The organism is Streptomyces sp. NBC_01571 (assembly GCF_026339875.1).
In the GTDB taxonomy this organism is placed as follows: Bacteria; Actinomycetota; Actinomycetes; order Streptomycetales; family Streptomycetaceae; genus Streptomyces.
This window is the reverse complement of record NZ_JAPEPZ010000001.1, coordinates 3461433-3487457: the sequence shown is the minus strand read 5'-3', so window position 1 is coordinate 3487457 and position 26025 is coordinate 3461433. Positions and strand designations below refer to the sequence as shown.

The 26025-nt window shown below is 70.0% G+C and carries 23 protein-coding genes and 4 pseudogenes; 9 read left to right on the top strand and 18 right to left on the bottom strand.

The window, feature by feature from the left end; all coding sequences use genetic code 11:
* Window positions 1–4: 4 nt before the first annotated feature.
* On the bottom strand, window positions 5–676 hold the full coding sequence (locus OHB41_RS15695) for a thioredoxin-like domain-containing protein (RefSeq protein WP_266698779.1): 672 nt from the start codon (window positions 674–676) through the stop codon (window positions 5–7).
* A gap of 181 nt (window positions 677–857) precedes the next feature.
* On the opposite strand from OHB41_RS15695, the gene OHB41_RS15690 reads away from it, so the two are divergent.
* Window positions 858–1292 carry an RrF2 family transcriptional regulator gene (locus tag OHB41_RS15690; RefSeq protein ID WP_266698777.1) on the top strand — a complete coding sequence of 145 codons (435 nt, stop codon included), beginning with the start codon at window positions 858–860 and terminating at the stop codon, window positions 1290–1292.
* 112 nt (window positions 1293–1404) lie between these two features.
* Here the strand turns inward: OHB41_RS15690 and OHB41_RS15685 are convergent, their stop codons facing one another.
* The gene (locus tag OHB41_RS15685; RefSeq protein WP_266698776.1) at window positions 1405–2598 is read right to left on the bottom strand and encodes a globin domain-containing protein; all 1194 of its coding nucleotides are present in this window, start codon (window positions 2596–2598) and stop codon (window positions 1405–1407) included.
* Between the two features lie 333 nt (window positions 2599–2931).
* Between OHB41_RS15685 and glnA2 the strand changes: the two genes are divergently transcribed.
* Window positions 2932–4293 carry a gamma-glutamylpolyamine synthetase GlnA2 gene (gene glnA2 / locus OHB41_RS15680; RefSeq protein WP_054230834.1) on the top strand — a complete coding sequence of 454 codons (1362 nt, stop codon included), beginning with the start codon at window positions 2932–2934 and terminating at the stop codon, window positions 4291–4293.
* Window positions 4294–4340: 47 nt separating this feature from the next.
* Here the strand turns inward: glnA2 and OHB41_RS15675 are convergent, their stop codons facing one another.
* Complete coding sequence (locus OHB41_RS15675) at window positions 4341–4619, bottom strand: hypothetical protein (protein ID WP_266698775.1); 279 nt, start codon at window positions 4617–4619, stop codon at window positions 4341–4343.
* Window positions 4620–5130: 511 nt separating this feature from the next.
* On the opposite strand from OHB41_RS15675, the gene OHB41_RS15670 reads away from it, so the two are divergent.
* The 3 genes and pseudogenes from OHB41_RS15670 to OHB41_RS15660 all read left to right on the top strand — a co-directional run.
* The gene (locus tag OHB41_RS15670) at window positions 5131–6720 is read left to right on the top strand and encodes an MFS transporter (protein ID WP_266698773.1); all 1590 of its coding nucleotides are present in this window, start codon (window positions 5131–5133) and stop codon (window positions 6718–6720) included.
* Window positions 6721–6795: 75 nt separating this feature from the next.
* Entirely contained in the window at window positions 6796–7572 is a 777-nt protein-coding gene (locus OHB41_RS15665; RefSeq protein ID WP_266698771.1) for a YhjD/YihY/BrkB family envelope integrity protein, read from the top strand.
* A 309-nt stretch (window positions 7573–7881) separates the two neighbouring features.
* A pseudogene (locus OHB41_RS15660) lies at window positions 7882–7968 on the top strand (GntR family transcriptional regulator); the annotation flags it as partial.
* A gap of 47 nt (window positions 7969–8015) precedes the next feature.
* Here OHB41_RS15660 and OHB41_RS15655 read toward each other — a convergent pair.
* From OHB41_RS15655 to OHB41_RS15645, 3 genes and pseudogenes are all read right to left on the bottom strand, one after another.
* A complete protein-coding gene (locus OHB41_RS15655) occupies window positions 8016–8129 on the bottom strand; it encodes an LPXTG cell wall anchor domain-containing protein (protein WP_266698769.1) in 114 nt (37 codons plus the stop codon).
* A gap of 176 nt (window positions 8130–8305) precedes the next feature.
* A pseudogene (locus OHB41_RS15650) lies at window positions 8306–9190 on the bottom strand (helix-turn-helix domain-containing protein).
* A 35-nt stretch (window positions 9191–9225) separates the two neighbouring features.
* Window positions 9226–10032, bottom strand: coding sequence for an SDR family oxidoreductase (locus OHB41_RS15645; protein ID WP_266698767.1), 807 nt, complete (start codon window positions 10030–10032; stop codon window positions 9226–9228).
* A gap of 213 nt (window positions 10033–10245) precedes the next feature.
* Here OHB41_RS15645 and OHB41_RS15640 point away from each other — a divergent pair.
* Window positions 10246–10695 (top strand): annotated as a pseudogene (locus OHB41_RS15640) (aldo/keto reductase); the annotation flags it as partial.
* A gap of 13 nt (window positions 10696–10708) precedes the next feature.
* A complete protein-coding gene (locus tag OHB41_RS15635) occupies window positions 10709–11320 on the top strand; it encodes an NADPH-dependent FMN reductase (protein ID WP_266698765.1) in 612 nt (203 codons plus the stop codon).
* A gap of 74 nt (window positions 11321–11394) precedes the next feature.
* Here the strand turns inward: OHB41_RS15635 and OHB41_RS15630 are convergent, their stop codons facing one another.
* The 6 genes and pseudogenes from OHB41_RS15630 to OHB41_RS15620 form a co-directional block, all read right to left on the bottom strand.
* A complete protein-coding gene (locus OHB41_RS15630) occupies window positions 11395–12453 on the bottom strand; it encodes an LLM class oxidoreductase (RefSeq protein ID WP_266698763.1) in 1059 nt (352 codons plus the stop codon).
* Between the two features lie 17 nt (window positions 12454–12470).
* Complete coding sequence (locus OHB41_RS52325) at window positions 12471–12755, bottom strand: hypothetical protein (RefSeq protein WP_353962919.1); 285 nt, start codon at window positions 12753–12755, stop codon at window positions 12471–12473.
* Entirely contained in the window at window positions 12718–12963 is a 246-nt protein-coding gene (locus tag OHB41_RS52320) for a hypothetical protein (protein WP_353962918.1), read from the bottom strand. The genes OHB41_RS52325 and OHB41_RS52320 overlap by 38 nt, the downstream gene beginning before the upstream one ends.
* Window positions 12940–13023: pseudogene (locus OHB41_RS52315) on the bottom strand (hypothetical protein); the annotation flags it as partial. The pseudogene OHB41_RS52315 and the gene OHB41_RS52320, both read right to left, overlap by 24 nt.
* Before the next feature lie 631 nt (window positions 13024–13654).
* Window positions 13655–14557 carry an NAD(P)H-binding protein gene (locus OHB41_RS15625; RefSeq protein ID WP_266698762.1) on the bottom strand — a complete coding sequence of 301 codons (903 nt, stop codon included), beginning with the start codon at window positions 14555–14557 and terminating at the stop codon, window positions 13655–13657.
* 277 nt (window positions 14558–14834) lie between these two features.
* Window positions 14835–16466: an MFS transporter gene (locus OHB41_RS15620; RefSeq protein WP_526024915.1), complete on the bottom strand. Its 1632-nt coding sequence runs from the start codon at window positions 16464–16466 to the stop codon at window positions 14835–14837.
* A gap of 201 nt (window positions 16467–16667) precedes the next feature.
* Between OHB41_RS15620 and OHB41_RS15615 the strand changes: the two genes are divergently transcribed.
* Window positions 16668–17315 (top strand): TetR/AcrR family transcriptional regulator, encoded by a 648-nt coding sequence (locus OHB41_RS15615; RefSeq protein ID WP_266698760.1) that lies wholly within the window; start codon window positions 16668–16670, stop codon window positions 17313–17315.
* A 173-nt stretch (window positions 17316–17488) separates the two neighbouring features.
* On the opposite strand, the gene OHB41_RS15610 is transcribed toward OHB41_RS15615, so the two are convergent.
* From OHB41_RS15610 to OHB41_RS15585, 6 genes are all read right to left on the bottom strand, one after another.
* On the bottom strand, window positions 17489–17794 hold the full coding sequence (locus OHB41_RS15610; RefSeq protein ID WP_266698758.1) for a hypothetical protein: 306 nt from the start codon (window positions 17792–17794) through the stop codon (window positions 17489–17491).
* A 19-nt stretch (window positions 17795–17813) separates the two neighbouring features.
* Window positions 17814–18209 (bottom strand): hypothetical protein, encoded by a 396-nt coding sequence (locus tag OHB41_RS15605; protein ID WP_266698756.1) that lies wholly within the window; start codon window positions 18207–18209, stop codon window positions 17814–17816.
* 225 nt (window positions 18210–18434) lie between these two features.
* Window positions 18435–19469, bottom strand: coding sequence for a TolB family protein (locus OHB41_RS15600; protein WP_266698755.1), 1035 nt, complete (start codon window positions 19467–19469; stop codon window positions 18435–18437).
* Window positions 19466–20857: an MFS transporter gene (locus tag OHB41_RS15595; protein WP_266698753.1), complete on the bottom strand. Its 1392-nt coding sequence runs from the start codon at window positions 20855–20857 to the stop codon at window positions 19466–19468. The genes OHB41_RS15600 and OHB41_RS15595 overlap by 4 nt, the downstream gene beginning before the upstream one ends.
* A 1-nt stretch (window position 20858) precedes the next feature.
* Window positions 20859–21746 carry an alkaline phosphatase family protein gene (locus OHB41_RS15590; RefSeq protein ID WP_266698751.1) on the bottom strand — a complete coding sequence of 296 codons (888 nt, stop codon included), beginning with the start codon at window positions 21744–21746 and terminating at the stop codon, window positions 20859–20861.
* A gap of 183 nt (window positions 21747–21929) precedes the next feature.
* Window positions 21930–22445: a pyridoxamine 5'-phosphate oxidase family protein gene (locus tag OHB41_RS15585; RefSeq protein WP_266698750.1), complete on the bottom strand. Its 516-nt coding sequence runs from the start codon at window positions 22443–22445 to the stop codon at window positions 21930–21932.
* A 192-nt stretch (window positions 22446–22637) separates the two neighbouring features.
* Here OHB41_RS15585 and OHB41_RS15580 point away from each other — a divergent pair, with 192 nt between their 5' ends.
* Window positions 22638–25634 (top strand): bifunctional [glutamine synthetase] adenylyltransferase/[glutamine synthetase]-adenylyl-L-tyrosine phosphorylase, encoded by a 2997-nt coding sequence (locus OHB41_RS15580; RefSeq protein ID WP_266698748.1) that lies wholly within the window; start codon window positions 22638–22640, stop codon window positions 25632–25634.
* Window positions 25635–26025: the final 391 nt, after the last annotated feature.

The window sequence follows — 26025 nt, the reverse complement described above, 5'->3', positions numbered from 1 at the left end:
TGGCTCACTGCGACAGGCCGTTGGTGCAGGCGGCCCCCGGCTCGGGCGTCTGCTTGCCCTGCACGAACTCGGAGAAGAACGTGTTGACTGCCGGGTCGCTCGCACCGGTCACCGTGCGCTGCTTGCCCCAGGCGCTGAGCATGATCGGGTCCTTCTGGTCCTCGACGGGGCTCATCAGGGTGTACGGGGTCTTCTTGACCTTCTCCGAGAGCGACTTCACGTCGGCGTCCGAGGCCTTGCCGTTGTACGTCACCCACACCGCGCCGTGCTCCAGCGAGTGCACGGCGTTCATGTTGTTGACCGGCTTGGCGTAGACGTCGCCGTTGCAGTTCATCCACACCTGGTTGTGGTCACCGCCGACCGGGGGCTCCATCGGGTATTTCACGGTCTTGGTGACGTGGTTGCGGGACAGCTTCCCCGACCACGTCCGCACGCCGTCCTTGCCCGCGACGAAGTGCCCGGAGCCACCGCCCTTGGAGTCGCTCGACGAGGTGTCGCTCTTGTCGGACTGCGACCTGACCAGGACGACACCGCCGACCACGAGACCGACCACGACGACCGTGCTGGCCGTGATCGTGAGGATCCGGTTACGACGCTCCCGGGAACGGTCGGCCTTGCGCATCTCTTCTATGCGCGCCTTGCGCTGCGCGGAGGTGGTGTTCTTGGCGGAACCCATGGCGAGTCCTTATGGGGATGGGACGGTCGGGTCCGCTGATCGTAATGGGGAGAGGGTGCCCAGCAGGCGATCAGGGCACAGAATGTCCAAAGGTGCGCGCTCCGCGACAACGGCGCCGGCGGTTCCGTACGCCCCGAGCGGATAATTTGAACCGAGGATGCGCATTATCTACGCTGACGGTATGAGGCTGCTCCGCTCCACCGACCTGGCCCTGCGTGTGCTGATGCGGCTCGCCGTCGCGGGCGACTCGACGCCCACGACCCGGGAGGTCGCTGCGGACATGGACGTGCCCTACACGCATGCCGCGAAGGTCGTCGCCGAGCTCCAGCACCTCGGGCTGCTCGCGGCCCGCCGGGGCCGGGGCGGCGGCCTCACGCTCACCGAGGCGGGCCGTACGGCCTCGGTCGGCGCCGTCGTCCGGACCTTCGAGGGGGACGGTGACGTCGTCGACTGCGAGGGCACCGCGCCCTGCCCGCTGCACTCCGCGTGCCGTCTGCGGGGTGCGCTGCGCCGGGCCCAGGAGGCCTTCTTCGCCTCGCTGGACCCGCTGACGGTGCGGGACATGGTCGCGGCACCGACCGGCCCACTGCTGCTGGGAATCTCCAGCCGGCCCTGAGGGTCCCGTATGCCTTCCCTTCCGTTCTCTTTCGTTCCCTTCCGTTCCCTTCCGTTCCCTTCCGTGTTTCCGGTACGGGACCGGCGGGACGGCGAGCCGCCCCGCGCTCCTGTCAGTCCTGTGCGAGCCAGAGGTCGGGCCCGAACACCTCGTAGTGGATGTCGGCGGCGGCCACCCCCTTGCCGAGGAGCTGGGCGCGCACCGCCCGCATGAAGGGCAGCGGGCCGCACAGGTACGCCCGTGTGCCCGGGGCGACCGGCACCGAGGAGAGGTCCGCGCGGCCGCGGTGGCCGGCCCCTGCCTCCTCGGCGCCCCGCTCGTACCAGAAGTGCACCGCCGCGTCGGCGAGCTTCTCCGCGTACGCCATGTGGTCGGCGCGCAGGGCGTGGTCGGCGGGGGAGCGGTCGGCGTGCACGACCGTGACCGGGGCGCGGTGTCCGGCGATCGCGAGCTGTTCCAGCATGGCGATCATCGGGGTGACGCCGATGCCGGCGGAGGCCAGCAGCACGGGGGCGTCCGTGGCGTCGAGCACCAGATCGCCGTACGGGGCGGAGACCTCCAGGGTGGAGCCGGCTCCGACGTGGGTGTGCAGGTGGTTCGAGACCTCGCCGTCGGGGCCTCCGGCGTCGAGCACCCGTTTGACGCCGATCCGGCGGTCCGGTGAGCCAGGGGCGCCGGCGAGGCTGTACTGGCGTATCTGGCGGGCGCCGTCCGGCAGCGTCACGCGGACCGAGACGTACTGGCCCGCCCGGAAGTCCGGCAGCGGCCCGCCGTCGGCCGGGCGCATCCGGAAGGTGGCGACGTCGGCGGTCTCCTCGTCGCGACCCACGACCTCCCACGTCCGCCAGCCGGAGGAACCGGCCGCGTGCCGGGCGTACAGCCGCTTCTCCAGAGCGGTCAGCGCGTTCGCCATCAGCCAGTAGACCTCGTCCCAGGCGGCCGCGACCTCGGGGGTGACGGCGTCGCCGAGGATCTCGGCGATGGCCGCGAAGAGGTGTTCGCGCACGAGCGCGTACTGCTCGGGAGCGATCCCCAGTGAGGCGTGCTTGTGGGCGATGCGGCTCAGCATGACGTCGGGGCGCTCGTCCGGCCGCGCGACGAGGTGACCGGCGAAGGCGGCGATGGATCCCGCCAGCGCCTGGCGCTGGGTGCCCGAGGCCTGGTTGCCGCGGTTGAAGAGGTCGCGCAGCAGCTCGGGGTGGGCGGCGAACAGCCCCTCGTAGAAGCGCTCGGCGATCTCGCCGATGGCCGCGCGGACCGCGGGGAGGGTGGCGCGCACGGTGACGGTGGACTGCTCGGACAGCATCGGAACTCCTCAAGGCCACGACGGAAGCGGAGGGTTGCGGTTGCGGTTCCCTCGTCCTACGGCACGGTAGTAAAAGTTGCATCTGAGATGCAACTTAAAGAGCGCGGGGAGGGAGTGTGGAGGCCGGGCATTACAAGGAGGCGGGTGAGCAGGCAGTATGGGCAGCAGAGCGGGACACCTTCCGTATGCGAGGCGTTCACTCCGTGGTCGGCGGGCCGATCATGGTCGGCAACGCGCACGAAATGGTGTTGTGGTGGGATGCTCAGGTGCCCCGACCGTCTTCGAGGCGTGGGAGCAGGCGGCCTGACCAGCAAGGATGGGTGGAAGCGGAAGATGGACAAGCAGCAGGAGTTCGTGCTCCGGACACTGGAGGAGCGGGACATCCGGTTCGTACGGCTGTGGTTCACGGACGTGCTGGGCTTCCTCAAGTCGGTGGCCGTTGCTCCGGCCGAGCTGGAGCAGGCCTTCGACGAGGGCATCGGCTTCGACGGCTCGGCGATCGAGGGCTTCGCCCGCGTCTACGAGTCCGACATGATCGCCAAGCCCGACCCGTCGACGTTCCAGGTGCTGCCGTGGCGCGCGGAGGCCCCCGGCACGGCGCGCATGTTCTGCGACATCCTGATGCCGGACGGCTCCCCGTCCTTCGCCGACCCGCGCTACGTCCTCAAACGCGCCCTCGCGAAGACCTCCGACCTGGGCTTCACCTTCTACACCCACCCGGAGATCGAGTTCTTCCTGCTGAAGGACCGCCCGCTGGACGGCTCCCGCCCCACCCCCGCCGACAACTCGGGCTACTTCGACCACACCCCCCAGAACGTCGGCATGGACTTCCGCCGCCAGGCGATCACCATGCTGGAGTCGATGGGCATCTCGGTGGAGTTCTCCCACCACGAGGGCGCGCCCGGCCAGCAGGAGATCGACCTCCGCTACGCCGACGCCCTCTCCACGGCGGACAACATCATGACCTTCCGCCTGGTCATGAAGCAGGTGGCGCTGGAGCAGGGGGTGCAGGCGACCTTCATGCCCAAGCCCTTCTCCGAGCACCCCGGCTCCGGCATGCACACCCACCTCTCGCTCTTCGAGGGCGACCGCAACGCCTTCTACGAGTCCGGCTCGGAGTACCAGCTCTCCAAGGTCGGCCGCTCCTTCATCGCGGGCCTGCTCAAGCACGCCGCGGAGATCTCGGCCGTCACCAACCAGTGGGTCAACTCCTACAAGCGCATCTGGGGCGGCTCGGAGCGCACCGCGGGCGCCGGCGGCGAAGCCCCCTCGTACATCTGCTGGGGCCACAACAACCGCTCCGCCCTCGTCCGCGTCCCGATGTACAAGCCCGGCAAGACCGGCTCCGCCCGGGTGGAGGTCCGCTCCATCGACTCGGGCGCGAACCCGTACCTGGCCTACGCCCTGCTGCTCGCCGCCGGCCTCAAGGGCATCGAGGAGGGCTACGAGCTCCCGCCGGGCGCCGACGACGACGTCTGGGCCCTCTCCGACGCCGAGCGCCGCGCGATGGGCATCGAGCCCCTGCCCCAGAACCTCGGCGAGGCCCTCACCCTCATGCAGCGCAGCGAACTGGTCGCCGAGACCCTCGGCGAACACGTCTTCGACTTCTTCCTGCGCAACAAGAAGTCGGAGTGGGAGGAGTACCGCTCCGAGGTGACGGCGTTCGAGCTGCGGAAGAACCTGCCGGTGCTGTAGTCGCAGGGCAGCGGCGGTTTTCGCGATGCGGTAAGCGGGGCCGACGGCTATCGACCGCCGGCCCCGCGGCCGTCCTCACTGCCCCTGGGCCGTCTGTGGGCCGTCCGTCCGGTGGCCCGCACGGCGAACGTGCGGTCCGCTGTCCACGGCGTGACCCGCCGCTGATTGGGCGCCGGAGCACGTACGGTGCTGGCCTTGCAGGGGTTCCGGTGCAGGTGGTCGTCGTCCACTGCCGCGGTGAATACGGCGGACACGCTCGCGTAGATGACGCGGCGGTACGAGGACGCGGGTACCGCGCGCTCCAGTTCGCTGAGCCAGTCGCGCATGTGCTCCGGCTTGAACGAGCCGAGGGGGCGCGATCCCCTGTAGGGAATGGCATGGCGGCGGAGCTGCCCGTCTACGGACTCCCAGGGTGGTCCATCTTCGTGCTCGTCCTGCCCTTCCTCGGCGTCCTCGTGCACCTCATCGCCCGCGGCAAGAACATGGGTCTACGCGAAGCGGAGCAGGCCAAGGCCGAGCAGCAAGCCTTCGACAACTGCATCCGCGAGTCCGCCGGCACCGCCAAGCCAAGCGCGACCGACGAATTTGCGAGGCTCTCGGAGACCAAGGCCAAGGGCGACCTCACGGACGAGGAATTCCAACGCGCCAAGGAGAAGATCCTGCACCGACCGACACAGGCCGCGCAGGAGCAAACTCCACAGCTCAAGGGCGGTCCCATCGATGCAGCGCATTTTCAGCAACGGATGTACCGAGAGCGCGGATATGCCTGCTTTATGGTGACCCGAGGGGTCGCGCGCACAAGCCGTGACGCACACGGAACCTCTGGAGGTGCAAGCGGTGAGGCGATGGCGGGCCCTGATCATCCTCGGTACCGCCCAGTTCCTGATGGTGCTCGACACCTCGGTCATGAACGTCTCGATCAGCCAGTTGGTCGAGGACTTCGACACCGAGGTCACCGCGATTCAGGCCGTCATCACCCTCTACACCCTGGTCATGGCAGCCCTCATGATCACAGGTGGGAAACTCGGGGACATGCTCGGACGCCGCAAGGTGTTCGGCATCGGACTGATCGTGTACGCCACGGGCTCCGCCCTCACCGCTGTGGCTCCGACCCTGTGGGTGCTCATCCTGGGCTGGTCCGTGATCGAAGGGCTCGGCGCGGCGCTGGTCCTTCCGGCGCTTGCCGCTCTCGTGGCCGGGACCTACCGGGGCCGGGACCGGGCCGTCGCCTACGGGGTCATCGGCGGACTGGCCGGAGCCGGCATCGCAGTCGGACCCTTGGTCGGTGGCTGGGTGACCACCTACCTCACCTGGCGTCTGGTCTTCGCCGCCGAGGTTGTGCTGGTGGCGGCCATCCTCTTGGGCATGCGCTGGATCGAGGAGCAGCCCCACCGCGGCTCCCGACCGCACCTCGACAAGGTCGGAGCCGCGCTGTCCTCCGTCGGCCTGGCCCTGGTGGTGCTGGGCGTCCTGCAAAGCAGCAGCTGGGGCTGGCTGCGCCCCCGCAACTCCCCCGTGACCGTCTTCGGCTTCTCCCTCACCGTCTTCGTCATCGCTGCCGGGGCCTTCGTGCTGTGGCTGTTCCGGTTGTGGGAGCGACGGCAGGAGGCGCGTAGGCATGAACCCCTCGTACGTTTCTCGCTGTTCGGCGTGCCCGCTCTACGGGCCGGCCTTGCCGCGTTGCTCAGTCAGAACCTCATCCTGCTGGGCCTGTTCTTCGTCATCCCTCTGTACCTCCAGATCGTGCAGGGCCTCAGTGCCTTCGAGACCGGGCTGCGGCTGCTACCGGTGTCGATCAGCATGCTCGTGGTCTCCATGAGCGGCCCCCTGCTCGGCCGGATCGCCTCCCCCCGCACGGTGGTCCGTACGGCTCTGCTGATTCTCGTCGCGGCGATTCTCTGGTTGCTGGCCACCATCACTCCATCCCTCGACGATCTTTCCTTCGCATGGGCGATGGCCTTGCTCGGCACGGGTATGGGCCTGCTCGCCTCCCAGCTCGGCAACGTCGTCCAATCGAGCGTCGGCGAATCGGAACGCAGCGAGGTCGGCGGTCTCCAGTACACGGCTCAGAACCTGGGGTCCTCCCTCGGAACCGCCCTCATCGGCTCGCTGCTCATCGGGGCACTGGTGCACGTGTTCACTACACGGATCGAGGACAACCCGGAGATCTCCAACGCGGCACGTCAACAGGTCGGCATCACCATCGAAGCGGGCGTCAGCTTCGTCGGCACCGACCAGGTACGAGCCGCGGCGGAGCGTGCGGGCCTTGGCAAGCCCGAGGCCGACGCCCTCGTGGCCGAATACGCCGAGGCGCAGCTCGGCAGCCTCAAAGCCGCCGTCCTCGCCACCGCCGGCATCGCGCTCGCCGGCTTCCCGTCCACCCGGCACCTGCCGACAGACCGGCTCCGCAAAACCCCGGCTGCCTGAGGGCTTCGTTCCATGACGGGTCACAACAGGACCCCCGGCCGACCCGGGGAACGCCGGCGCAGGTTCTTGAACCGGATGCGCATGGACCGCAGCCGCTGGACGGCAGCCCAGCGACTACGAACAGGCGTGGCGGGCACGCTGTGGAGTCAGCTCACCGCGATCGACTTTTTCGGTCACTCGTTCCAACTGGCCGCCCTGGCATTCCTGTGCTTCTTCCCCTTCCTCATCGTCATCACTGCGGCTGTGGGCCGCGACGCCGCCGCTGTGGTCGCCGGCTGGCTGGGGCTGGACCGACCAGCCGCGCAAGCCGTGGCGTCCCTGTTTACGCCCGGTCAGGGGCAAGGCACACTCACGGTGCCGAGCGCCTTCCTGCTGGTCCTCGGGGCTGTGGCTGTCGCCAGCGTCCTTCAGGGCTGGTACCAGACTGTTTTCGACGTCCCGGCCCGAGGCTGGCGGGACGTCCGTACACAGCTGTACTGGCTCGCGGCACTGCTCACATACGGTGCAGCGCAGGCGGCCGTGGGCAGAACACTCGGCGGGCCAGTACTGCAGAGCCTGGTCGGCTTCGCCTTCGCGACGTTGTTCTGGTGGTGGAGCATGCGCACACTGCTGGCTGGAGCCGTGCGATGGCCCGCCCTCTTTCCGGCAGCCCTGGTCACCGGTGCCTGCTGGACAGGCCTGGGAGTCTTCTCCTCCCGCTACTTCTCCTCGGCAATCGTGGCCAACCAGCAGAAGTACGGCCCCATCGGCATCGTCATGATCATCTTGTCCTGGCTGGTGGCGGTGGGCGTAGTCATCCACCTGGGAGCAGTGGTCGGCCGCCTGTATCTCGACCGCCGTGCACGACCATGAACGGGGCTGAGGCGACCCAGCCAGCAGCCCGCCGTTAGCTCGGCCCACGCAGCTGATGCGCCACGACAAGGCAGTTGGCCCCCGCGCGGCCCGCCATCCCGGAACTGGCGGGCCCACGCCTCGAAAGGCGCCGCCGCGGGGTAATCGGAACCTGCGCCTCCGCCGGTCGAAACGGAAGCCCCTGTCTCCGCAACAACCGGGCCGCCCACTCGTGTGCGGCTGGGCCCGGGCCTCAGCAGGGTTCTCCGGACTCGCACGTCACTGGCCCCGGCTCGTCGCTGTAGGACGTCCGCCGAATGTGTGTGACAAGAGGGGCGGCCCGTGGGGACTGCGGACATCGTGGTGCCCGCCGCTCACTGCGAGATCGTCTGCGAGATCCCGATCAGCCGTCCATAGCGGTCTGCGGGGCCGGACCCGGGGAAGCAGGTCTACGGGTGTCGCGCCTACTTTCGGCGTCGGACGTACCAACCGGCCACCAGCACGATGAGGATGGCAACGACGAAGGCCCACAAGGTCGTTGCGCCGTGGTACGAGCGGTAGGCAATCAGAGCAAGCATGTTCAGGCGGATACCCCGGGCGTACGGCTTCAGCCGACCCGCGTTGCCCGCCTCTCTGCCGAATGCGTGTCGAAGCCGCCGCACGTCCGCAGTCGTCAGCCGAAGAACGCGAGGTCAGAGAGCGTGCACCGTTGATCTCGCCAAGCGCCTTCTAAAGTACGGCTGAAGGGGTTGGACTATCCGTTGTGTGCTTCGAGCTCGGTCGCCAGCGTCTGTTGGGTGGCCGCCCACGACGCCAGGAGCGCCAAATTGTCAGCGGCCGGTGTGCCCGCGGGTGCGGTGTAGACGTTGAGGTGCAGGCCGGGTTCGGCGGGCAGTTCCAGCGACTCGACGTCCAAGTCGAGCCGGCCCACGATCGGATGGCGCACACGCTTGCGGCCGGACCGGTGCAGCCGCACGTCCTGAGATGCCCAGCGCTGCCGAAATAGCTCACTGCACGTTGACAGTTCGCCGACTAGGGCGATCAGCTCCTCGTCGTGCGGATTGCGGCCGGCTTCCATGCGTAGCTTCGCGGCCGCGTCACCGGTAATTTGGTCGTAGTCGACAAAGAAATCGCTGGCCGCCTCGGGGTTCAGATAGACGAACCGCGCTGTGTTCGCGGGACGTCGCGGGCCGGCCAGCACCGGTGAATACAGCGCGCGAGCGAGTTGATTCATGGCGAGCACGTCATAACGGCCGTTACCGATCCAGGCCGGCGCACCGGAGATCGCGTCGAGCACCTGCTGCAGGGTCGAGCGCACCGTCACGGCGGGCCTACGCCGGCGTGGGCCGCTGGGCGCCCTGGACTGGCGCGCGAGGTGCAACAGGTGGTCGCGCTCGGCCTCGTCGAGTTGCAAGGCGGAGGCCAACGCGTCGAGCACGCCATCGGAGGCACCGGCGAGGCCGCCGCGCTCCATGCGCACGTAGTAGTCGACCGATACCCCCGCCAGGAGCGCTACCTCCTAGCGGCGCAGACCTTTGACCCGACGGTTGCCGCCGTAAGCGGGCAGGCCCGCCTGCTCGGGTGCGATGCGGGCGCGACGCGAGCTGAGAAACCCCCGGATCTCGGTGCGTAGATCCATCGTGGCCATCCCCTCACCGTAAGCCCGTCCCGCAGTTAAGGGGTACCCGATGCGGTCGTCGCGATGCCGCCGTCTACCGGGATGATGGTGCCCGTGAGGTAGGACCCGGCCCGGCTAGCGAGAAACACGGCGATACCCGCCATGTCGTCGTCGCGCCCGAGCCGGCGCAGAGGGGCCGCCGCCGCGATCGTGTCGCCGATGGCATCGAGTGTGGACGCCATCATCTGCGACGGGAACACTCCCGGTGCCACCGCGTTCACCGTGACGTGCTGTGGGCCCAGCTCTCTGGCAAGCACTCTGGTGAGTTGATGGAGTGCCGCTTTGCTGCTGACGTACGAGTAGTTGGGCGACTGGGCGACGTGGATGGCGCCGATACTGCCGATGTTAATGATCCGCGCGGGATCATCGGCGGTGCCCGCCCTGCGAAGTGCGGGGAGCAGCGCCTGCACCAGCCAGAACGGCGACTTGAGGTTGAGGTCGATCACTGCGTCCCAGGCCTCGTCCGGGAACGTCGCTAGCGGCTCGCGCCACATCGCTCCCGCGTTGTTGACCAGGATGTCCAGGCGTTCCGAGTCGGCTTTAACAAGATCAGCGAGGCGCTGACACTCGTCGTGCCTGGACAGGTCGGCGGGGATTGCTTGAACGTCGCCGAATTCGGACAGTAGATGCTGTGCCTCCGCGCACGTGTATGCCTTGCGTGAGCTGATGACGACGCGGGCGCCCGCCTGGAGAAGGCCGCGCGCTATCATCATCCCAATGCCCCTGGTGCCGCCAGTGACAAGGGCGTACTTCCCACTCAGATCGAAAAGTTCTGTGTGAGTGGTGAATTGGTTGTCCGCCATTGGTCTCCGTCCCTTCTGTCGTGGAGGAATGCGCCGACACGGTCGCACATTCGGGGCAGCTGAATTGAACTGATGGGGATAAAGCCGCAGTGCGTGTCCATGTTGACAGGCGTTTTGGCCGTCTAGGAGACCCTGGTGATACAGGTACTGTGAGAGCCACCCTCGCCTGGTGCGCTGACCCCGGATCGACCGGCTTGATGCCCGTGGATGGTTCTTCCAGAAACGAAGAAGATCCGTTACTGGGGCGTGAGCAATCTGGACGTCGCCGACATGGCCGAGCTGACCGCCCTTCCCGGCGGCGACGCGGTGGCCGTCGACCAGGTGCTGTACAACCTCTCCCGGCGCGGCGTCGAGTGGGATCTGCTCCCCTGGTGCCGCGAGGCCGGGGTGACGGTCATGGCCTGCTCCCCGATCGAGCAGGGGCGACTGCTGAAGGTCGAGGCTGTGGGTGCCGTGGCCCGGGCCCTCGGAGCCACGCCGGTCCAGGTGGCACTCGCCTGGGTGCTGGCACAGGGGGCGGCCGCGATCCCTCGTTCCGGATCACCCGACCACGTTCGGGAGATCCGCGGCGCGGTGGACCTCCACCTTCCCGCCGAGGCGCTCGACGCCCTCGACGAGGCGTTCCCGCCGCCCAGCGGGCCCACTCCCCTGGAGATACTCTGAAGGAGTGGACAGGATGGCGCGCCCCCCGTTCGTCGTCGGAATGGGGGGTTCGCTGCGCACCCCGTCGACCAGCCTCACCGCACTGTGTGTGGCGGTCGAGGGAGCCGCCGAGGCGGGCGCCGAAACCCAGGTGATCGACCTCAAGCGGCTGGATCTTCCGTTCTACACCTCCGAGCACGGGATCCCACCGTCCGCTCGCCGGTTTGCGGACACCGTGCAGGCCGCCGACGCCCTGCTGTGGAGCAGCCCGACGTACCACGGGTCGGTCAGCGGCGCGTTCAAGAACGCGGTGGACTGGCTCGCCCTCCTGGCCGACCACGACCCGCCCTACCTGAGCAACACACCCGTGGGGATGCTGGCGACCGCCGGTGGAGTGCAGGGCCTGCAGGCGATCAATGCGATGGAGTTCATCGTCCGGTCGCTGCGCGGCTGGGCGGTGCCGCTGGTGTTCGCGGTCCCGCGGTCCTCCCGGGTCTTCGATGGCGACGGACGCCTCACCGACCAGGCGGTCGCGGACCAATTGCGCGGCCTCGGCGCGGAGGTGACCCGGGCGGCCCTGCAGTTCCGGGCGGAGGGCACGTGTGACTACGCTCAGGAGCGGCCGTCCGGGGCCGGCCTGGAGTGAACCGGCCCTGCCACACAGGGGCGGGCCTGGAGTGAACCGGCCCTGCCACACAGGGCGCCGGAGGTCGCACTCCCTCAAGCCCCCGCGGTCCGCCCCGCGGACCGCCGGGGCTCGCCGCGCGCCTCGGAGCGCCCGGGCGGGAAGTGCGGCAGCACGTGCTCGGCCAGTTCGTCGATCACTTCGGCGACCGGGCGGCGGCTGTGCTTGAAGTTGATCATCAGCTGGTCGATGCCGATGTCCTGCCAGGCCCGCATCATCGCGAGGAACGACACCCGGCCCACCGAGAAGCCCTGGTGGATGCGCCGGGGCAGGGCCAGCGGGTCCTCGGCCAGGTCCAGATAGGTGGCCTGGGCGTAGGGCTTGAACCCATCGCCGTCACTGCGGGTCAGCTCCCGCCACCGCTCGATGTTCTCGGCCTGCTGCTGGAGCGGCGGGGTGTAGTACAGCCAGCCGTCCGTGTTGCCGGCGATCCACCGGACGTCCTGCCTGCCGTGTCCCGTCATCAGTATGGGGATCCGCCGGTACACCGGCTTGGGCAGCAGATCGGTGCCGCGCATCTGGCCGAGCGGCGACTCCACGTGCGGGAAACGGTGCTCGAGGACGAGACGGAAGTACTCCAGCGACTGCCGGAACCTCTCGGCCCGGCCGCCCAGGTCCTGACCGAAGGCCGGGAACTCCACGGGCCGGTCCCCGGTGGCCACCCCGAGCAGGAGCCGTCCGCCTGACAGCTGGTCCACGGAGGCGGCCGCCTTGGCGGTGTGCAATGGATGCCGCAGCGGCATGACGATGCTGGCGGTCCCCAGTGTGATCGAGGTGGTGCGGGCGGTGAGCTGTCCCAGGTACACCCATGGGTCGAAGACCTGCCCGGCGTCCCCGAAGCTCGGGTCCAGCAGCGGCACGTCACGGACCCACACCGAGGCGAAGCCGGCCCGCTCGGCCTGCTGGATCCGCTCGATGTGCCCGGCGAGGGACGGCACGGGCCCGTCGAAGCCCTCCAGGGGCGTGATGGCGCCCACGGTCATCCTGCCGCCGGGATACGCCCTGGCCATGGCCGCGTGCTCGGAGAACGGCAGCTGGGCCCCGCCTTCGACGTCCACGGGTGCGCCGCCTGAGGGAACTGTCGGTTGTGTCATGCGATCCTCCGGCGATTTCATGCAGTGGCCGGGTCTCCATCCATGCGCAGTGTGACCGCACCACGCCTGCTGCTGCCGCCTTTCCGGGCTCTGTTGCTGCTTCCTTCAGTGTGTCGTTGATGAAGTCTTCTACGCCACTGGGCAGGGTGTCCTACGACATTGCCGTCGGAGAGGGCACCGAAAGATGCTCCGCTTTGTGGCGTCCAAACGATCAGTTCTCGCTCGAAGCGTTGCACGCGCCCCGGTCGGCCCATGCGATCGTGTTCATCCTCGAGTGGAAACCAACCTGATTGTTTTCCCAGTTGTGCTCAGCCCAGAAGGCGCGGATTCCCCGTACACAGCTGCAGCGCCAATTTGCGGCGTCCAGTAGATCGAGGCTCCTGGCCTGTCCTGCAGCTGCATCGCCCTGAAGTGATGGAAGCGGCCATGTCCGTCGGGACAAGGTGACTCGTCAGTCAGCGGGTAGCCGTATTGCTCCCTGCCGATGCTGAGCCATTTTTGCCGGATCAACCCCCACACAGCGAAAGCGCCGATCTCGGGGTGCCAGGAAACGGATCCGCCATTGAACTCCTGGGCTGCCCCACACCGTCAAATGTTGGCCGCTCAATGTCTGGCGCTGGCCCGAGGAGTCCGCCGTCTGCACCGACTGTGTCCACTTGTCGCGAATCGCTCCAATGACATCTGCCATCTCACCACCCAGCTTCCCCCTTGGGGCGGGTGTGTCAAATCTTAGGTATGGGTCGCTCTTCCGCCGGTCAGATTCTACCCGCGATGCATATCTGAAGGTCTCTCAGGTACGGAAGACAGCGGGGCGGCCGCAGCCACTCAATTCTGCTTGCAACGGCAACCGTAGGCGCCCGTCAGCCAGGGTCGGTGGGTTATCAGCTGGAGGGATGCGTGGGCCCGTTGACTCCGAAGAGTCATGGAGCCATTTTCAACCTGGCTGGTGACTGGGTGAGTTGGCGGTGTGCTGCCCGCAGGATGCGGTGAAGCTAGGTGACGGCGTTCGAGCTGCGGAAGAACCTGCCGGTGCTGTAGTCGCAGGTCAGGGACGTTTCTTGGCATGCAGTACGCGGGGCCCCCGGTCGATGACCGAGGGCCCCGTGGCTGTCCCGGAGGGGCCGGCCCGTGTGCCGCAGGAGGTTCCCCGGTGGCAGGCAGGTACTCGGGGCCTCGACGGGGCCGCCCCCCGCCGGGGCGTTCAGCCCAGGTAGAAGTCCTTGCGGGCGGCGACGAACTCCTCGATCGACCGGGCGGGGACGCCCGTGACGCGCTCGACACCGTCGGTCGTGCGGTCGTAGCGGTTGTCCCGGTGCAACCGGGCCATGGTGGCGACGTGCTGCTGGAGGTGCGGCGGCATCCCCAGCTTCGGGAGCTGGGCCTCCCACCGGTCCAGCGGCATGTCCGCATAGGACACCGGACGGCCCAGCGCCCGGGAGAACTCCGCGGCCAGCTCCGGCATGTCGACCGAGCGCGGCCCGGTCAGCTCGTGGACCCGCCCGATGTGCGGAGCCGGGTCGCGGAGCACGGTGGCGACGACCCGGGCGACGTCGTCCACCGCGACCGGCGAGGTGCGTCCGGTGCCGAACGGCAGCGCGATCGTGCCGTTCGCCTGAATCGACCGCGCCGCCATCGTCGTGAACAGCGGGGTGTCCAGGAACGCCGTCGGCCGGATGTGCACCACGGGCAGGCCGGACCAGTTCAGCACCTGCTCCGCCAGCCAGTGCAGCCGCTGCTGGTGCGACTCCTCCGTGCTGGTGGCGGTCATCTGCGACACCGTCATCTGCGACAGACCGACCAGCGCGTCCAGCCTTCCGTACTCCCTCGCGACGGAGGCCACCACGGTCGCGGCCAGCAGGTGGTCCGGCGACACGCGCATCGCGAAGTACATCCGCGCCACGCCCCGCAGCGCGGCCGCTACCGTCTCGGGCCGGGTGAGGTCACCGATGACGACCTCCGCGCCGAGCGCCCGCAGCTCAGCCGAACGCTCGTCGTCGTGGCGGACCATGAAACGCACCGGCACATCCTGAGCACGCAAGTGCTCGAAGACCGCGCGGCCCACGCCGCCGGCGCCGGGTATGAGAACAAGGTTGTCGGCAGTCATCGGTCGTTCTCCTTCGGAGTGATGCAACATCTGAGGTGAGGTGGTGCGTTGAGGTGGTGCGTTGGGGCGGTGAGTCGGGTGGGGTTGAGTTGACGCGTTGAACTGAGGAGGCGCGTCGGGTGAGTTGACGACTTCGTGTCGAGGTGTGATCAGAGCGTCGGCGCCGCTGTCGGCAGGGCGGCCGCCGCGTCGATGCCGGCGCCGGCACCGCGGGGACTTTCCCGGCAGGCGCTCGCCTCCGGTGTCCCGCGGGGACGGTTGGTGAGCACCGTCGGGCTCAGGCGGTCCGGCGCCGGGAATGACCGTCGGCGGCCGCGGGGGCGTCCTTGCCCGGCAGGAAGACCAGTACGACGACCGCGCCGGCCAGGGCGACGGCAGCCGACCCCATCGCGGTGACGTGCATGGCATGGATGAAGGCGTCGTGCGCGGGCCGCACCAGCGCCGTGCCGGCCGGTCCCAGCTTCTCGGCGACGGTCAGGGTCGCCTGGACGGATTCACCCGCGGCGTGCCGGTCGGCGGCGGGCAGTGCGCCCAGGTGCCCGTCGATGCCGTTGCGGTAGGTGGTGGACAGCAGTGACCCCAGAACGGCGACCCCCATCGCCCCGCCGACCTGCCGGAAGGTGTTGTTGACGGCGGATCCGGAGCCGGCCTTCTCCCGTGGCAGCGACGACATGATCATGACGGTGGCGGGCGGCATCACATGTGCCATCCCCGTGCCCATCAGGAAGAACAGCACCTCCAGGACCCAGATGGGGGTGTCCTGGCCGAGCAGCAGGAAGCCGGCGAAGGCCACGGCGGTCAGGACCAGGCCGCCGGAGCACACGGCTCGCGCACCGAAGCGGTCCACGACCAGCCGGGCCCGCGGGGCGAAGAACATCTGGGAGACGGCCAGCGGCACCACGAGCAGCCCGGACTGCAGGACGTTGTAGCCGCGCACGCTCTGGTTGTAGAAGACGCTGAAGAACGTGACGCCCATCAGGGCGAAGAAGACCAGGCCGATGGCGGCGACGGACGCGGAGAAGCGTCGGTTGCGGAAGTAGCCGACGTCGAGGGCCGGATGGTCGCTGCGGGCCTCGTACACCACGAACCCGGCGAGGACCGCGAGGCCGCCGAGGATCGTCGCCCAGGCCTCGGGCCGGGTGAAGTCGCCCAGCTGACCGCCCTTGATGATGCCGTAGACCAGCAGCGCCAGGCCGGCGATCGACAGCAGTACGCCGACCGGGTCGAGCCTGCCGGGCCTGGGGTCCTTGGAGTCGGGGACGATCGCGGCCATCGCGACCATGGCGGCGACCACGATCGGCACGTTGACCAGGAAGACCGAGCCCCACCAGAAGTGCTCCAGCAGGATGCCGCCGGTGATCGGGCCGGCGGCGATGGCGAAACCGACGACACCGGTCCAGATGCCTATGGCCTTGGGCTGCTCCTCGCGCTCGAAGACGTTCATGATGATCGCGAGGGTGGCGGGCAGGATGAAGGCGCCGCCGAAGCCCATCACGGCGCGGAAGGCGATGAGCTGCCCGGAGGAGTCCGACAGCGCGGACAGGACGGATCCCGCGCCGAACACCAGCATGCCGAGGAGCAGCACCTTCTTGCGGCCGAGCCGGTCACCCAGCAGGCCCGCGGTGAAGAGCAGTCCGGCGAAGACCAGCGTGTAGGAGTTGACCGCCCACTCCAACTGGCTCTGGCTGGAGCCGAGTCCGACGGGAGCGGGCTGGGCGATGGTCTTCATCGCCACGTTGAGGATCGAGTTGTCCAGCATCACCACCAGGAGGCTGAACGAGAGCACGGTGAGGATGGCCCAGCGCCGCCGGTGGACCGTCTCGGAAACGCCCTGTCGCCGGGCGGACGGCGCGGGTGGCGTGGACGCCGCGGGCGTGGAGGACTCGGTGGGGGTGGGTGGTGATGCCACAGGGGGTCTCCAGTGCTTTTCGGTGGCTCTGCGATGGCGGGGCGCGAGGCGCGTGGCTCGGGTCGTCGGCCCGGACGCTGGGAGTCGGCGCGTGGTCCTGCCGGCCTGCCGGTTGATCCCACTGCGCAAATAGATGTCGCTAGTAATCTAAACGGAGGGTAGGATAGATGGCAAGCCACATCTACTGAGGAGAGTGATTCCGTGGGTCGCGTGTCCCGGGCGCAGGCAGAGGAGAACCGGCAGCGCGTCGTAGCCACCGCCTCCCGGATGTTCCGTGAGAAGGGCACCGCGGTCAGCATCGCCGACCTGATGAAGTCCGCTGGGCTCACCCACGGCGGGTTCCACAAGCAGTTCGCCTCCAAGGAGGACCTGATCGGCGAGGCCATCACGCACGCCTTCGAGGAGCAGGCGCCACACTCGGGGGTGACGCCCGAGGGGCAGGCCGGGAAGCCCGCGGAGGGGCAGGCCGGGGAGCACGAGGAAGGCCGCCGGAAGCTGATCGAGGACTATCTCTCGGTCTGGCACCGCGACCACAGCGGGGACGGCTGTCCCGTCTCCGGATTCGCCGCCGACCTGGGGCGTGAACCCGAGCAGGCGGCCGACGTGCGCCACATCTACAGGAACGGCGTGCGCAACCGCGCCGCGCGGCTGGCCACCGGCGACGACGACGGCATGGCGCAGCTCTGCACGATGGTCGGTGCCCTGGTCCTCGCCCGCGCCACCCGGGGCGACACGCTCTCCGAAGAACTGCTGGAGGCCGCGCGCACGGCCCTCCTGGGGAGCGGCACCGGTCAGTCCGAACCCCGGCAGCGCACGGACCGACCCGGCCAGGGGGAGGACAGGCCCTAGGTCGTGTTGCGAAAGTCCCGCCTGCCTCGCGGCGCCTGGCACGCCCTCTCGCCGCACCGGGCGAAAACCCGGGTACGTCCAGTACGCGGGCTTCCGCCCGGCACGCCGAGAGCACGCACCAGACGCCGCGAGGCCCGCCCTCCGGGCGGACGACGGGACTTTCGCAACACGCCCTAGTCCTGAACCGGCAGGTCCTGATGTGTGAACACGAAGATCATGTACGCGGCCGCCGCCGCCGTCCCCATCGTCCCGAGGACCAGCCCGGTCAGGGGCTGGGTGCGGCTGACGCCCAGCCGGGAGGCGATCCGGTACTCGATGAGTCCGCGGACGACGCCGGTGAGACCGATGGGCAGGGCGAGCGGCCACACGATCATCCAGAAGGGGCAGCAGAACCAGCACACGACGGAAGCTCCGCCGAAGACCACGGCCAGTCCCCTTCGTCCCGCTCCGCCGTCGGCCACCTCATCAGTACGCGTCACGCAGTGATAAAAGCAGACGTCACTTCGGCACCGTGTCGCAGCTCTCGGAGACTCTCACCACACCGAAGACCACGGGGAGATCGGTGATCTGCCGGTTCGGTCCGGGCCGGGAGCTGCAGATCTTCCACGCGGCCGGGTCGTCCACGGACCGGCCCTGTCCGCTCGCGTCCTCGAAGATCATGTCGATCGAGGAGCTCATCTGCTCCCGCGCACGCCCCGCATTGCCGCCGACGACGTCGGGCATGACGGCGGCGACCGGCTCGGGATCCGCGGAGCGGCGCGCCTCGACGGTCTTCGAGCCGGTCGTGCCGGCCGCCGCGACGTGCGGCGCGGACGACGCGCCGCAGGCGGTGACCGAGACCGACAGCGTGGCGGCGAGCGCGGCGGTGAGAGCGGCTCTCAGGTGCTTGGTCAAGGTCATGTCCCCCCGGAGTGACAACGGTTCGGAACACTATCCACGGTGAGACGGGAGGAAGCACCGCTTTCCTGATCGCGGTTCGGGGGCTTCATGCCTAAGTGCGTGGGCCGTGGTGACCCGTGGGTCAGAGCGAGGGCATGTCCACGAACCGAACGGGACCGGCCGCCCGCCACGTCACCTGGCGGACCGTCCGACGCCGGGCGGCGGACGGTTTCGTGCGGCTCATTCCGACGACGGCCGGTTCACGTACGCCGGAGACACCGCCGCGGTGCTGATGCGCCGCGGCTTTCCCGTGCCGTCGGACGGGACGGTGTACAGGTCGGCTCCGTAGTCCCCGGGGAGGGCGTAGACGAGGGTGTGGTCGTCGCGCCAGACGGCCTGGTCGTCGACGCTGCGGGGCTCGGCGAGAGGGGTTTCGCGCAGGGTGTGGAGGTTCAGGACGTACAGGTGCCAGGGGGCGTCCTTCGGGAGGCCCTTCACCCGCTTCTTGTAGGCGACGCGGGTGCCGTCGGGGGAGAGCGACGGGCACTCGACGTTCGGGTGGAGGGTGGTCAGGGTGCGGGCGCGCAGGTCGCCCCGGACCAGGTACGTCCTGCCGCCGGTGGCGAGCGTCGCGTAGAACGTGCGGTCGTCGGCGGCGAAGGTGACACCCCAGAAGTTGACGTCCGCCGCGTGGTAGGTCCTGCCGTCCTTCACGACGCGGAACGCCTCCAGGGAGGGGGTCAGCCGTCCCGTCCGGGTGTCTACGACCGCCGTGCGGGTCGAGAAGTTCGTGCCCGCGTACGAGTCGCCGCCCACGAACGCGGTCCAGGCGGCGTAGCGGCCGCTGGGGGAGACACGGGCGCGGGACGGGATGCCGGGGACGTCGTAGCGCGCCGTCACCCGGAGCCGTGAGTCGAGGATGACGGCCCGGTAGGTGTCCTGGACCGGGCCGTGCAGCGACTGCAGACAGACCCCCGTACCCCCGGCCGCGTAGAAGCGCAGGCACTTCACCTTCGAGGCCGTCCTCGGGCCCGACGGGTCCGACGCCGGGACGGACGTCAGTTCGTCGCGGTGCGGGCCCCACGCCATGTTCCGGAAGATCATGCGGCCTCGCGTGGTGAGCGCCACCGTACCGGCGGTGATCTTCGGGCCACCGGCTACGGCGTGGTCGCGGCGGTCGGCGCGGGCCGAGGCGTGCAGGACGGACGCCGTGCCGACACCCGCCAGGACGACGAGAGCCGAGACCAGCACCAGGAGACGCGTACGGAGGGTCATGCGGGGCCTTCCGAAGGGGTGGGGCGCAGGGCGAGCGAGACCAGGACCCCGAGCGCGAGCAGCACGGCCGACCCGGTGAGCGCCGTACGGTCGCCCCAGGCCGTCCAGGCGGCGCCGAAGCCGAGCGAGCAGACGAAGCGGGCCAGCGCCTGGCCGGTCTGGACGAGGGCCAGCCCGGACGAGCGCAGTTCCTCCGGCACGCTCTCCGAGGCCGCGGCCATCAGCACGCCGTCGGTGGCCGCGTAGAAGCCGCCGTGCAGGAGCAGGACCACGTACGGCAGCGCCGTCCCGTGCCAGGCCGAGAGCAGCAGGGCGTACACGAGCAGCAGGGCGCCGTGCCCGGCCAGGAACAGCCGCCGGCTGCCGATCCGGTCGGCGAGGCGGCCCAGCGGGACGGCCAGGAGGAGGAACGCGGCCGCCGTTCCGAGGGGGAGCAGCGCGAACCAGCGGTCCGGTACGCCCAGGCGCCGCTGGAGGAGCAGGAAGACGAAGGCGTCGCTGACCGTCGCGAGACCCAGCAGCAGGGAGCAGAGGCTGATGCGGCGTACGGCCGGGGTGGCGAGCAGGGACAGGGCCGCGCGGAGGGTGGGAGGTGCGGTCGTACCGGCGGGGTTCTCCCCGGTGGGCGGCGGCTCGAACTCGGTCGTCTCCCTGGAATGCGCGGACTGCGTCGCCTCCGCCGACCCCGCGGGCCGCGTCGCTTCCGTGGACCGCGGGGGCCGCGCCCCGGCCTTCGTGCGGGTGTCTCCCGGCACGAACAGCACCAGCACCAGTACGCCCACCACCGCCACGCAGAAGCTCACCGTGAACACCGCGTCGTACCCGTCCACCGTCGCCCGCAGGATCAGGAAGGCGACCAGCGGGCCCAGCAGCGCGCCCGCCGTGTCCATGGCCCGGTGCACGCCGAAGGCGCGGCCACGCGTCGCGGGGGTGCTCGACAGGGAGATCAGTGCGTCGCGCGGTGCGGTGCGCAGGCCCTTGCCGGTGCGGTCGGCGGCCAGGACGAGGCCGATCGGGGTCAGCGAGTGCGCCAGCAGGAGCAGGGGTTTGCAGGCCGCCGAGAGCCCGTAGCCGAAGCCCGCCACCCACTTGTGGCGGCCGCCGCCGCGGTCGGCCAGGTGGCCCCCGACCAGCCGGACGAGCGCCGAGAAGCCGTTGTAGATGCCGTCCAGCAGGCCGAAACCCAGCGGGGACAGGCCGAGGCCCGCCACCAGGTACAGCGGGAGCACCGCGGTGACCATCTCGGACGAGACGTCGGTGATCAGACTGACCGTGCCGAGCGCCAGCACCGTGGGCGCGACCGCGGCGCGGCGCCGCCCGGCACGGGGCCGGGCGACGCCTTCCGCGGACGCCGTACGCGCACCGGCGCGGCTGTCCGCCACGTACATCTCAGGACGTCCAGATGCCGGTGATGTCCTTGCCGGAGGCGGCGTTGCCGGCGTGCGGCAGGCCGTGCATGTCCTCCAGGGTGCGCAGCAGGTCGTAGTGGTTGTAGGTGGTGGTGGACGAGGATCCCGCCGTCACCTGCTGGCCGTAGAGCACCGTGGGGATCTTGTTGCCGCTGAGCCGGTTGTCCTCGTCGAAGGTGACGACGAGCAGGCTGTTGTGGGTCTTGGCCCAGGTGGCGTAGGCGCCCAGGTTGCTCTTCAGCCAGGTGTCGCCGGAGGACACCGAGCAGTCGTGCATGTCGCTGCACAGGTTCGGGACGACGAAGGAGACCTGCGGCAGCGTCGTGTAGTCGGTCGGGAACTGCGCGAAGGTCTTCGCGCTCGACGTCGGCACGTTGCTGAAGCCGAACCACGGGTTGTGCTTCTGCGCGTACTTGCCGCTGCTGCACGTCGTGGAGCCCTGGCTGGGCAGCGTCTCGTTGTAGCTCGCCCAGGTCCTGCCCGCGGCGATCAGCTCGGAGGCGAGGTTCGGCGCGGAGGAGAAGCCGGGCCGGACGCAGCTGTCGTCCGTGACGCCCTGGGTGGAGCCGGAGAACAGGGCGTAGTAGTTGGGCTGGCTCGGGTGCGTCTCGGCGTAGGACTGGGAGAGGTTGGCGCCCCCTGCCTTGAGCGAGTTGATGTACGGGGCGCTGGAGGAGCCGATCACCTGGCTGTACGCGTGGTTCTCGAAGACCACGACGACCACGTGGTCCGGGGTCGGGACCCCGGCCGCGGCGTGTGCGGTGGTGGAGCCGCCGAGCCCGGTCCACAGCCCCACCGCGGCCGCGGTGAAGGCGAGGGCGGACGCCACGACGGCACGGCGGCGGCGGTACACGGTTCTGTCGGACACTTGAGACCTCCGGTGGGGGATGAGGTGACAGTTGAGGATGACAGTGCGAACAGAGCATGTACACGCCAGCATTCGACCGCCTCACGGCACTCGACCCGGGGGGTGAAGACCTGGTGAACTGCCCGCTTCGTCGTCCCTTCGGCGCACCCGTGCCGCCGGACCCCCTCCCCGCCCCGCCGCACGTCAGGCGAAACGCCAGCGCGTCTGGCTGAACGGCTCCCCCTTGCCGAATCCGAACGCGGTGCGCGGCGCCACGGCGAAGACGAACGCGGGACCGTACTTGTCCTGGAACGCGCCGTCCTCGCGCACCTCGAAACGCCACGCGGCGCCGTACTTCCCCTCCCATGCCCCGGCGAGTTCCCGCAGCCGGGCGACGTCGGTCACGCGCACCGCCTCGCCCTCGACGACGAGGTCGCAGCCCTCGGCCCAGGTGTTCACGCCGGTGGTGAGGACGACGTACGGGTTCTCCGCCAGGTTCAGGGCCTTGCGCTCGCCGGCCCCCGTGGCGAAGTGCAGCGCCCCGTCCCGCCAGACGCCCAGCAGCGGGGTCACGTGCGGGCGGCCGTCCGGCCGCACCGTCGACAGCCAGTACAGCTCGGCCGCGGCCAGCCGCTCCACCGCCTCGGGCCAGGGGGTCGCGGCGGCGCCCGGGCTGCTGTAGCGGGCATCGACATCGGTCCTCGGTGATGTGTCCGTCATGGGCTCTCCTCCTGCGACGGCCATGAGCTCTTCTCCTGCGACGGCCATGGTCCCGCCCGGGAGGAGTCCCCGCACGCCCCGGCGCTTCCGCACGCCTCTCCGGTTAGGCTCGGGCTCGTACGACCTTGATCGGACCGGCCGCGCGACGCTGACCGGACCGGTGGTGCGACTTCGATCCGAGGGAGGCCGAGGATGACGGCGCCGGGGCGCAGAAGCAGTACCTTCACACGGCTGCTGCGGCACGGTTTCACCGATCCCTCGGCGGCCGAGCGGCTCCTGGAGAGCGACCAGCTCGCGCCCATAAGGGCCGATCCGGTGCTCCTCGAAGCACTCGGGACGACCGCCGACCCGGATCTCGCACTGCTCGGGCTTGTCCGGCTGGTCGAAGCGCAGGGCGGCCACACGGCCGAACGCGAACTCCTCGACACGCTGGTCGCCGCCAAACCGCTGCGCGACCGGCTGCTCGGCGTGCTCGGCGCCTCCGCCGCCCTCGCCGACCACCTCGCCCGCCATCCGGGCGACTGGCAGGAACTCGTCACCTACGAGCCGCAGGACCTGCATCCCGGAGTGGCGGAGTTCGAGGACGGCCTCGCGGAGGCGAAAGACCCCGTCTCGCTACGCGTCGCCTACCGGCGCTGTCTGCTGTCCATCGCCGCCCGCGACGTGTGCGGCACCACCGACCTCGCCCAGACCGCCGCCGAGCTCGCCGACCTCGCCACCGCCACCCTGCGCGCCGCGCTCGCCATCGCCTGCGACGCCGCGCCCGGCGACGCCGCGCTGTGCCGGCTCGCCGTCGTCGCGATGGGCAAGTGCGGCGGACACGAACTCAACTACGTGTCCGACGTCGACGTGATCTTCGTGGGGGAGGCGGTCGACGGGGCCGACGAGGGCAAGGCGATCCAGGCCGCCACCCGGCTCGCCGCCCACATGATGCGGATCTGCTCCGAGACGACCGTCGAGGGCAGCATCTGGCCCGTCGACGCCAACCTGCGGCCCGAGGGGCGCAACGGACCGCTGGTCCGCACGCTCAGCAGCCATCTCGCCTACTACCAGCGCTGGGCCAAGACCTGGGAGTTCCAGGCGCTGCTCAAGGCGCGGCCGGTCGCCGGGGACATCGAGCTCGGCGCGGAGTACGTGGCCACGCTCGCGCCGCTCGTCTGGCATGCCGCCGAGCGCGAGAACTTCGTCGCCGACGTGCAGAAGATGCGGCGCCGGGTGGTCGAGAACATCCCCGTGGCCGAGGTCGACCGGGAGCTGAAACTCGGGCCGGGAGGGCTGAGGGACGTCGAATTCGCCGTGCAGCTCCTGCAGTTGGTGCACGGCCGCGCCGACTCCTCGCTGCGCAGCGGCACCACGCTCGACGCCTTGAAAGCACTCGCCGCGGGCGGGTACGTGGGGCGTGCCGACGCCGTCCAGCTCGACGACTCCTACCGGTTCCTGAGACTGATGGAGCACCGCATACAGCTCTACCGGCTGCGGCGGACCCATCTGGTGCCGGAGGACAGCGCCGATCTGCGACGCATCGGACGGTCGTTGGGGCTGCGTGTCGATCCGGTCGTCGAGCTGAAACGCGAGTGGAAGCGGCACCGGGCCGTGGTGCGGCGGCTGCACGAGAAGCTCTTCTACCGGCCGCTGCTCGACGCGGTCGCCCAACTCGCCACCGGTGAGGCCCGGCTGAGCGCGGACGCGGCCCGGGAGCGGCTGGTCGCGCTCGGATACGCGGACCCGGCTGCCGCGCTGCGGCACCTGGAGGCGCTGGCCTCCGGCGTCTCGCGCAAGGCGGCCATCCAACGGACCCTGCTGCCCGTGCTGTTGGGATGGTTCGCGGACTCCGCCGAACCCGACGCCGGTCTGCTCAACTTCCGCAAGGTCTCCGACGCGCTGGGCAAGACCCCCTGGTACCTGCGGCTGTTGAGAGACGAAGGCGCCGCGGCCGAGAACCTGGCGCGCGTGCTGTCCGCGGGGCGGCTCGCCCCCGACCTGCTGATGCGTGCCCCGGAGGCGGTCGCGCTGCTCGGCGACGGGGACGGCGGCGGGCTGGAGCCGCGCGCCCGGGCGCATCTGGAGCAGGAGGTGCTCGCGGCGGTGGGGCGGGCCGCCGGGGGTGAACAGGCGGTCACCGCCGCGCGCGGGGTGCGGCGGCGGGAGCTCTTCCGCACCGCCGCGGCCGACATCGTCGCCTCCTACGGCACCGAGGAGACGCCCGTCGTCGCCGACCAGGGCGCCCTCGTGGACCAGGTCGGCGGTGCGGTGTCCGACCTGACCGCGGCGACGCTCGCGGGGACCCTGCGGGCCGTGGTGCGGGACGGGTGGGGGGACACCCTGCCCACCCGGTTCGCGGTGATCGCGATGGGGCGGTTCGGGGGGCACGAGCTCGGCTACGGGTCCGACGCGGACGTACTGTTCGTGCACGAGCCCCGGGAGGGCGTGGACGAGCACGAGGCGTCCCGGGCCGCCAACGCCGTGGTGTCCGAGATGCGGCGGCTGCTCCAGGTCTCCAGCGCGGATCCGCCGTTGCTGATCGACGCGGATCTGCGGCCCGAGGGGAAGTCCGGGCCGCTCGTGCGCTCGCTGAAGTCGTACGAGGCGTACTACCGGCGGTGGTCGCTGGTGTGGGAGTCGCAGGCGCTGCTGCGGGCCGAGTTCGTGGCCGGGGACGAGGATCTGGGGCGCCGGTTCATCGAGCTCGTCGATCCGCTGCGGTACCCCGCGGAGGGGCTGGGCGAAGACGCCGTACGGGAGATACGGCGGCTGAAGGCCCGGATGGAGTCGGAACGGATGCCTCGCGGGGCCGATCCGACGCTGCACACCAAACTGGGGCGGGGTGGGCTGTCCGACGTGGAGTGGACGGTGCAGCTGTTCCAGTTGCGGCACGGGTGGGACGAACCGGGGCTGCGGACCACGCGGACGCGGGAGGCGCTGGCGGCCGCGTGCGCGGCGGAGCTGGTGTCGGGGGAGGACGCGGCGATCCTCGACGAGGCGTGGGTGCTGGCCACGCGGGTGCGCAATGCCGTGATGCTGGTGCGGGGGCGGGCCGGGGACACGTTTCCGTCCGACGGGCGGGAACTGGCCGCCGTGGGGCGGTACCTGGGGTACGGGCCCGGTCACGTGGGCGACATGCTCGACGACTATCGGCGGACCACACGGCGGGCTCGGGCCGTGGTGGACGAGTTGTTCTACGGGGCGTGAAGCGTCGGGGCGGGTGCGGGGGTGTGTGTCGGCGGTGGTGGGGCGGGGCCGTGCCGGTACGTCGAGCCCGTCGCCGTTGGATCAGGCGTGGGCCGGGCAGGGGAGCCGCTGCTCGATCCGGGCGTAAGCGACGGGCTGCGACGTACCGGCACGGCCCCTCGCGTGCGTCGTCGGGTGCGGGTACGGGTGCGGGGGTGTGTGTCGGCGGTGGTGGGGCGGGGCCGTGCCGGTACGTCGAGCCCGTCGCCGTTGGATCAGGCGTGGGCCGGGTACGGGAGCCGCTGCTCGATCCGGGCGTAAGCGACGGGCTGCGACGTACCGGCACGGCCCCTCGTGTGCGTCGTCGGGTGCGGGGGCGGGTGCGTGGGGGTAGCTGCGCTGGGGGGCAGAG

Coding starts and splice junctions, on each gene's coding strand:
- OHB41_RS15690 (WP_266698777.1), top strand. CDS start 858: ATGAGGCTGCTCCGCTCCACCGACCTGGCCCTGCGTGTGCTGATGCGG.
- OHB41_RS15630 (WP_266698763.1), bottom strand. CDS start 12,453: ATGACACAACCGACAGTTCCCTCAGGCGGCGCACCCGTGGACGTCGAA.
- OHB41_RS15600 (WP_266698755.1), bottom strand. CDS start 19,469: ATGACCCTCCGTACGCGTCTCCTGGTGCTGGTCTCGGCTCTCGTCGTC.
- OHB41_RS15595 (WP_266698753.1), bottom strand. CDS start 20,857: ATGTACGTGGCGGACAGCCGCGCCGGTGCGCGTACGGCGTCCGCGGAA.
- OHB41_RS15695 (WP_266698779.1), bottom strand. CDS start 676: ATGGGTTCCGCCAAGAACACCACCTCCGCGCAGCGCAAGGCGCGCATA.
- OHB41_RS15585 (WP_266698750.1), bottom strand. CDS start 22,445: ATGACGGACACATCACCGAGGACCGATGTCGATGCCCGCTACAGCAGC.
- OHB41_RS15580 (WP_266698748.1), top strand. CDS start 22,638: ATGACGGCGCCGGGGCGCAGAAGCAGTACCTTCACACGGCTGCTGCGG.
- OHB41_RS15675 (WP_266698775.1), bottom strand. CDS start 4,619: ATGCGCGACTGGCTCAGCGAACTGGAGCGCGCGGTACCCGCGTCCTCG.
- OHB41_RS15625 (WP_266698762.1), bottom strand. CDS start 14,557: ATGACTGCCGACAACCTTGTTCTCATACCCGGCGCCGGCGGCGTGGGC.
- OHB41_RS15635 (WP_266698765.1), top strand. CDS start 10,709: ATGGCGCGCCCCCCGTTCGTCGTCGGAATGGGGGGTTCGCTGCGCACC.
- OHB41_RS15655 (WP_266698769.1), bottom strand. CDS start 8,129: ATGCTTGCTCTGATTGCCTACCGCTCGTACCACGGCGCAACGACCTTG.
- OHB41_RS15685 (WP_266698776.1), bottom strand. CDS start 2,598: ATGCTGTCCGAGCAGTCCACCGTCACCGTGCGCGCCACCCTCCCCGCG.
- OHB41_RS15645 (WP_266698767.1), bottom strand. CDS start 10,032: ATGGCGGACAACCAATTCACCACTCACACAGAACTTTTCGATCTGAGT.
- glnA2 (WP_054230834.1), top strand. CDS start 2,932: ATGGACAAGCAGCAGGAGTTCGTGCTCCGGACACTGGAGGAGCGGGAC.
- OHB41_RS15665 (WP_266698771.1), top strand. CDS start 6,796: ATGCGCATGGACCGCAGCCGCTGGACGGCAGCCCAGCGACTACGAACA.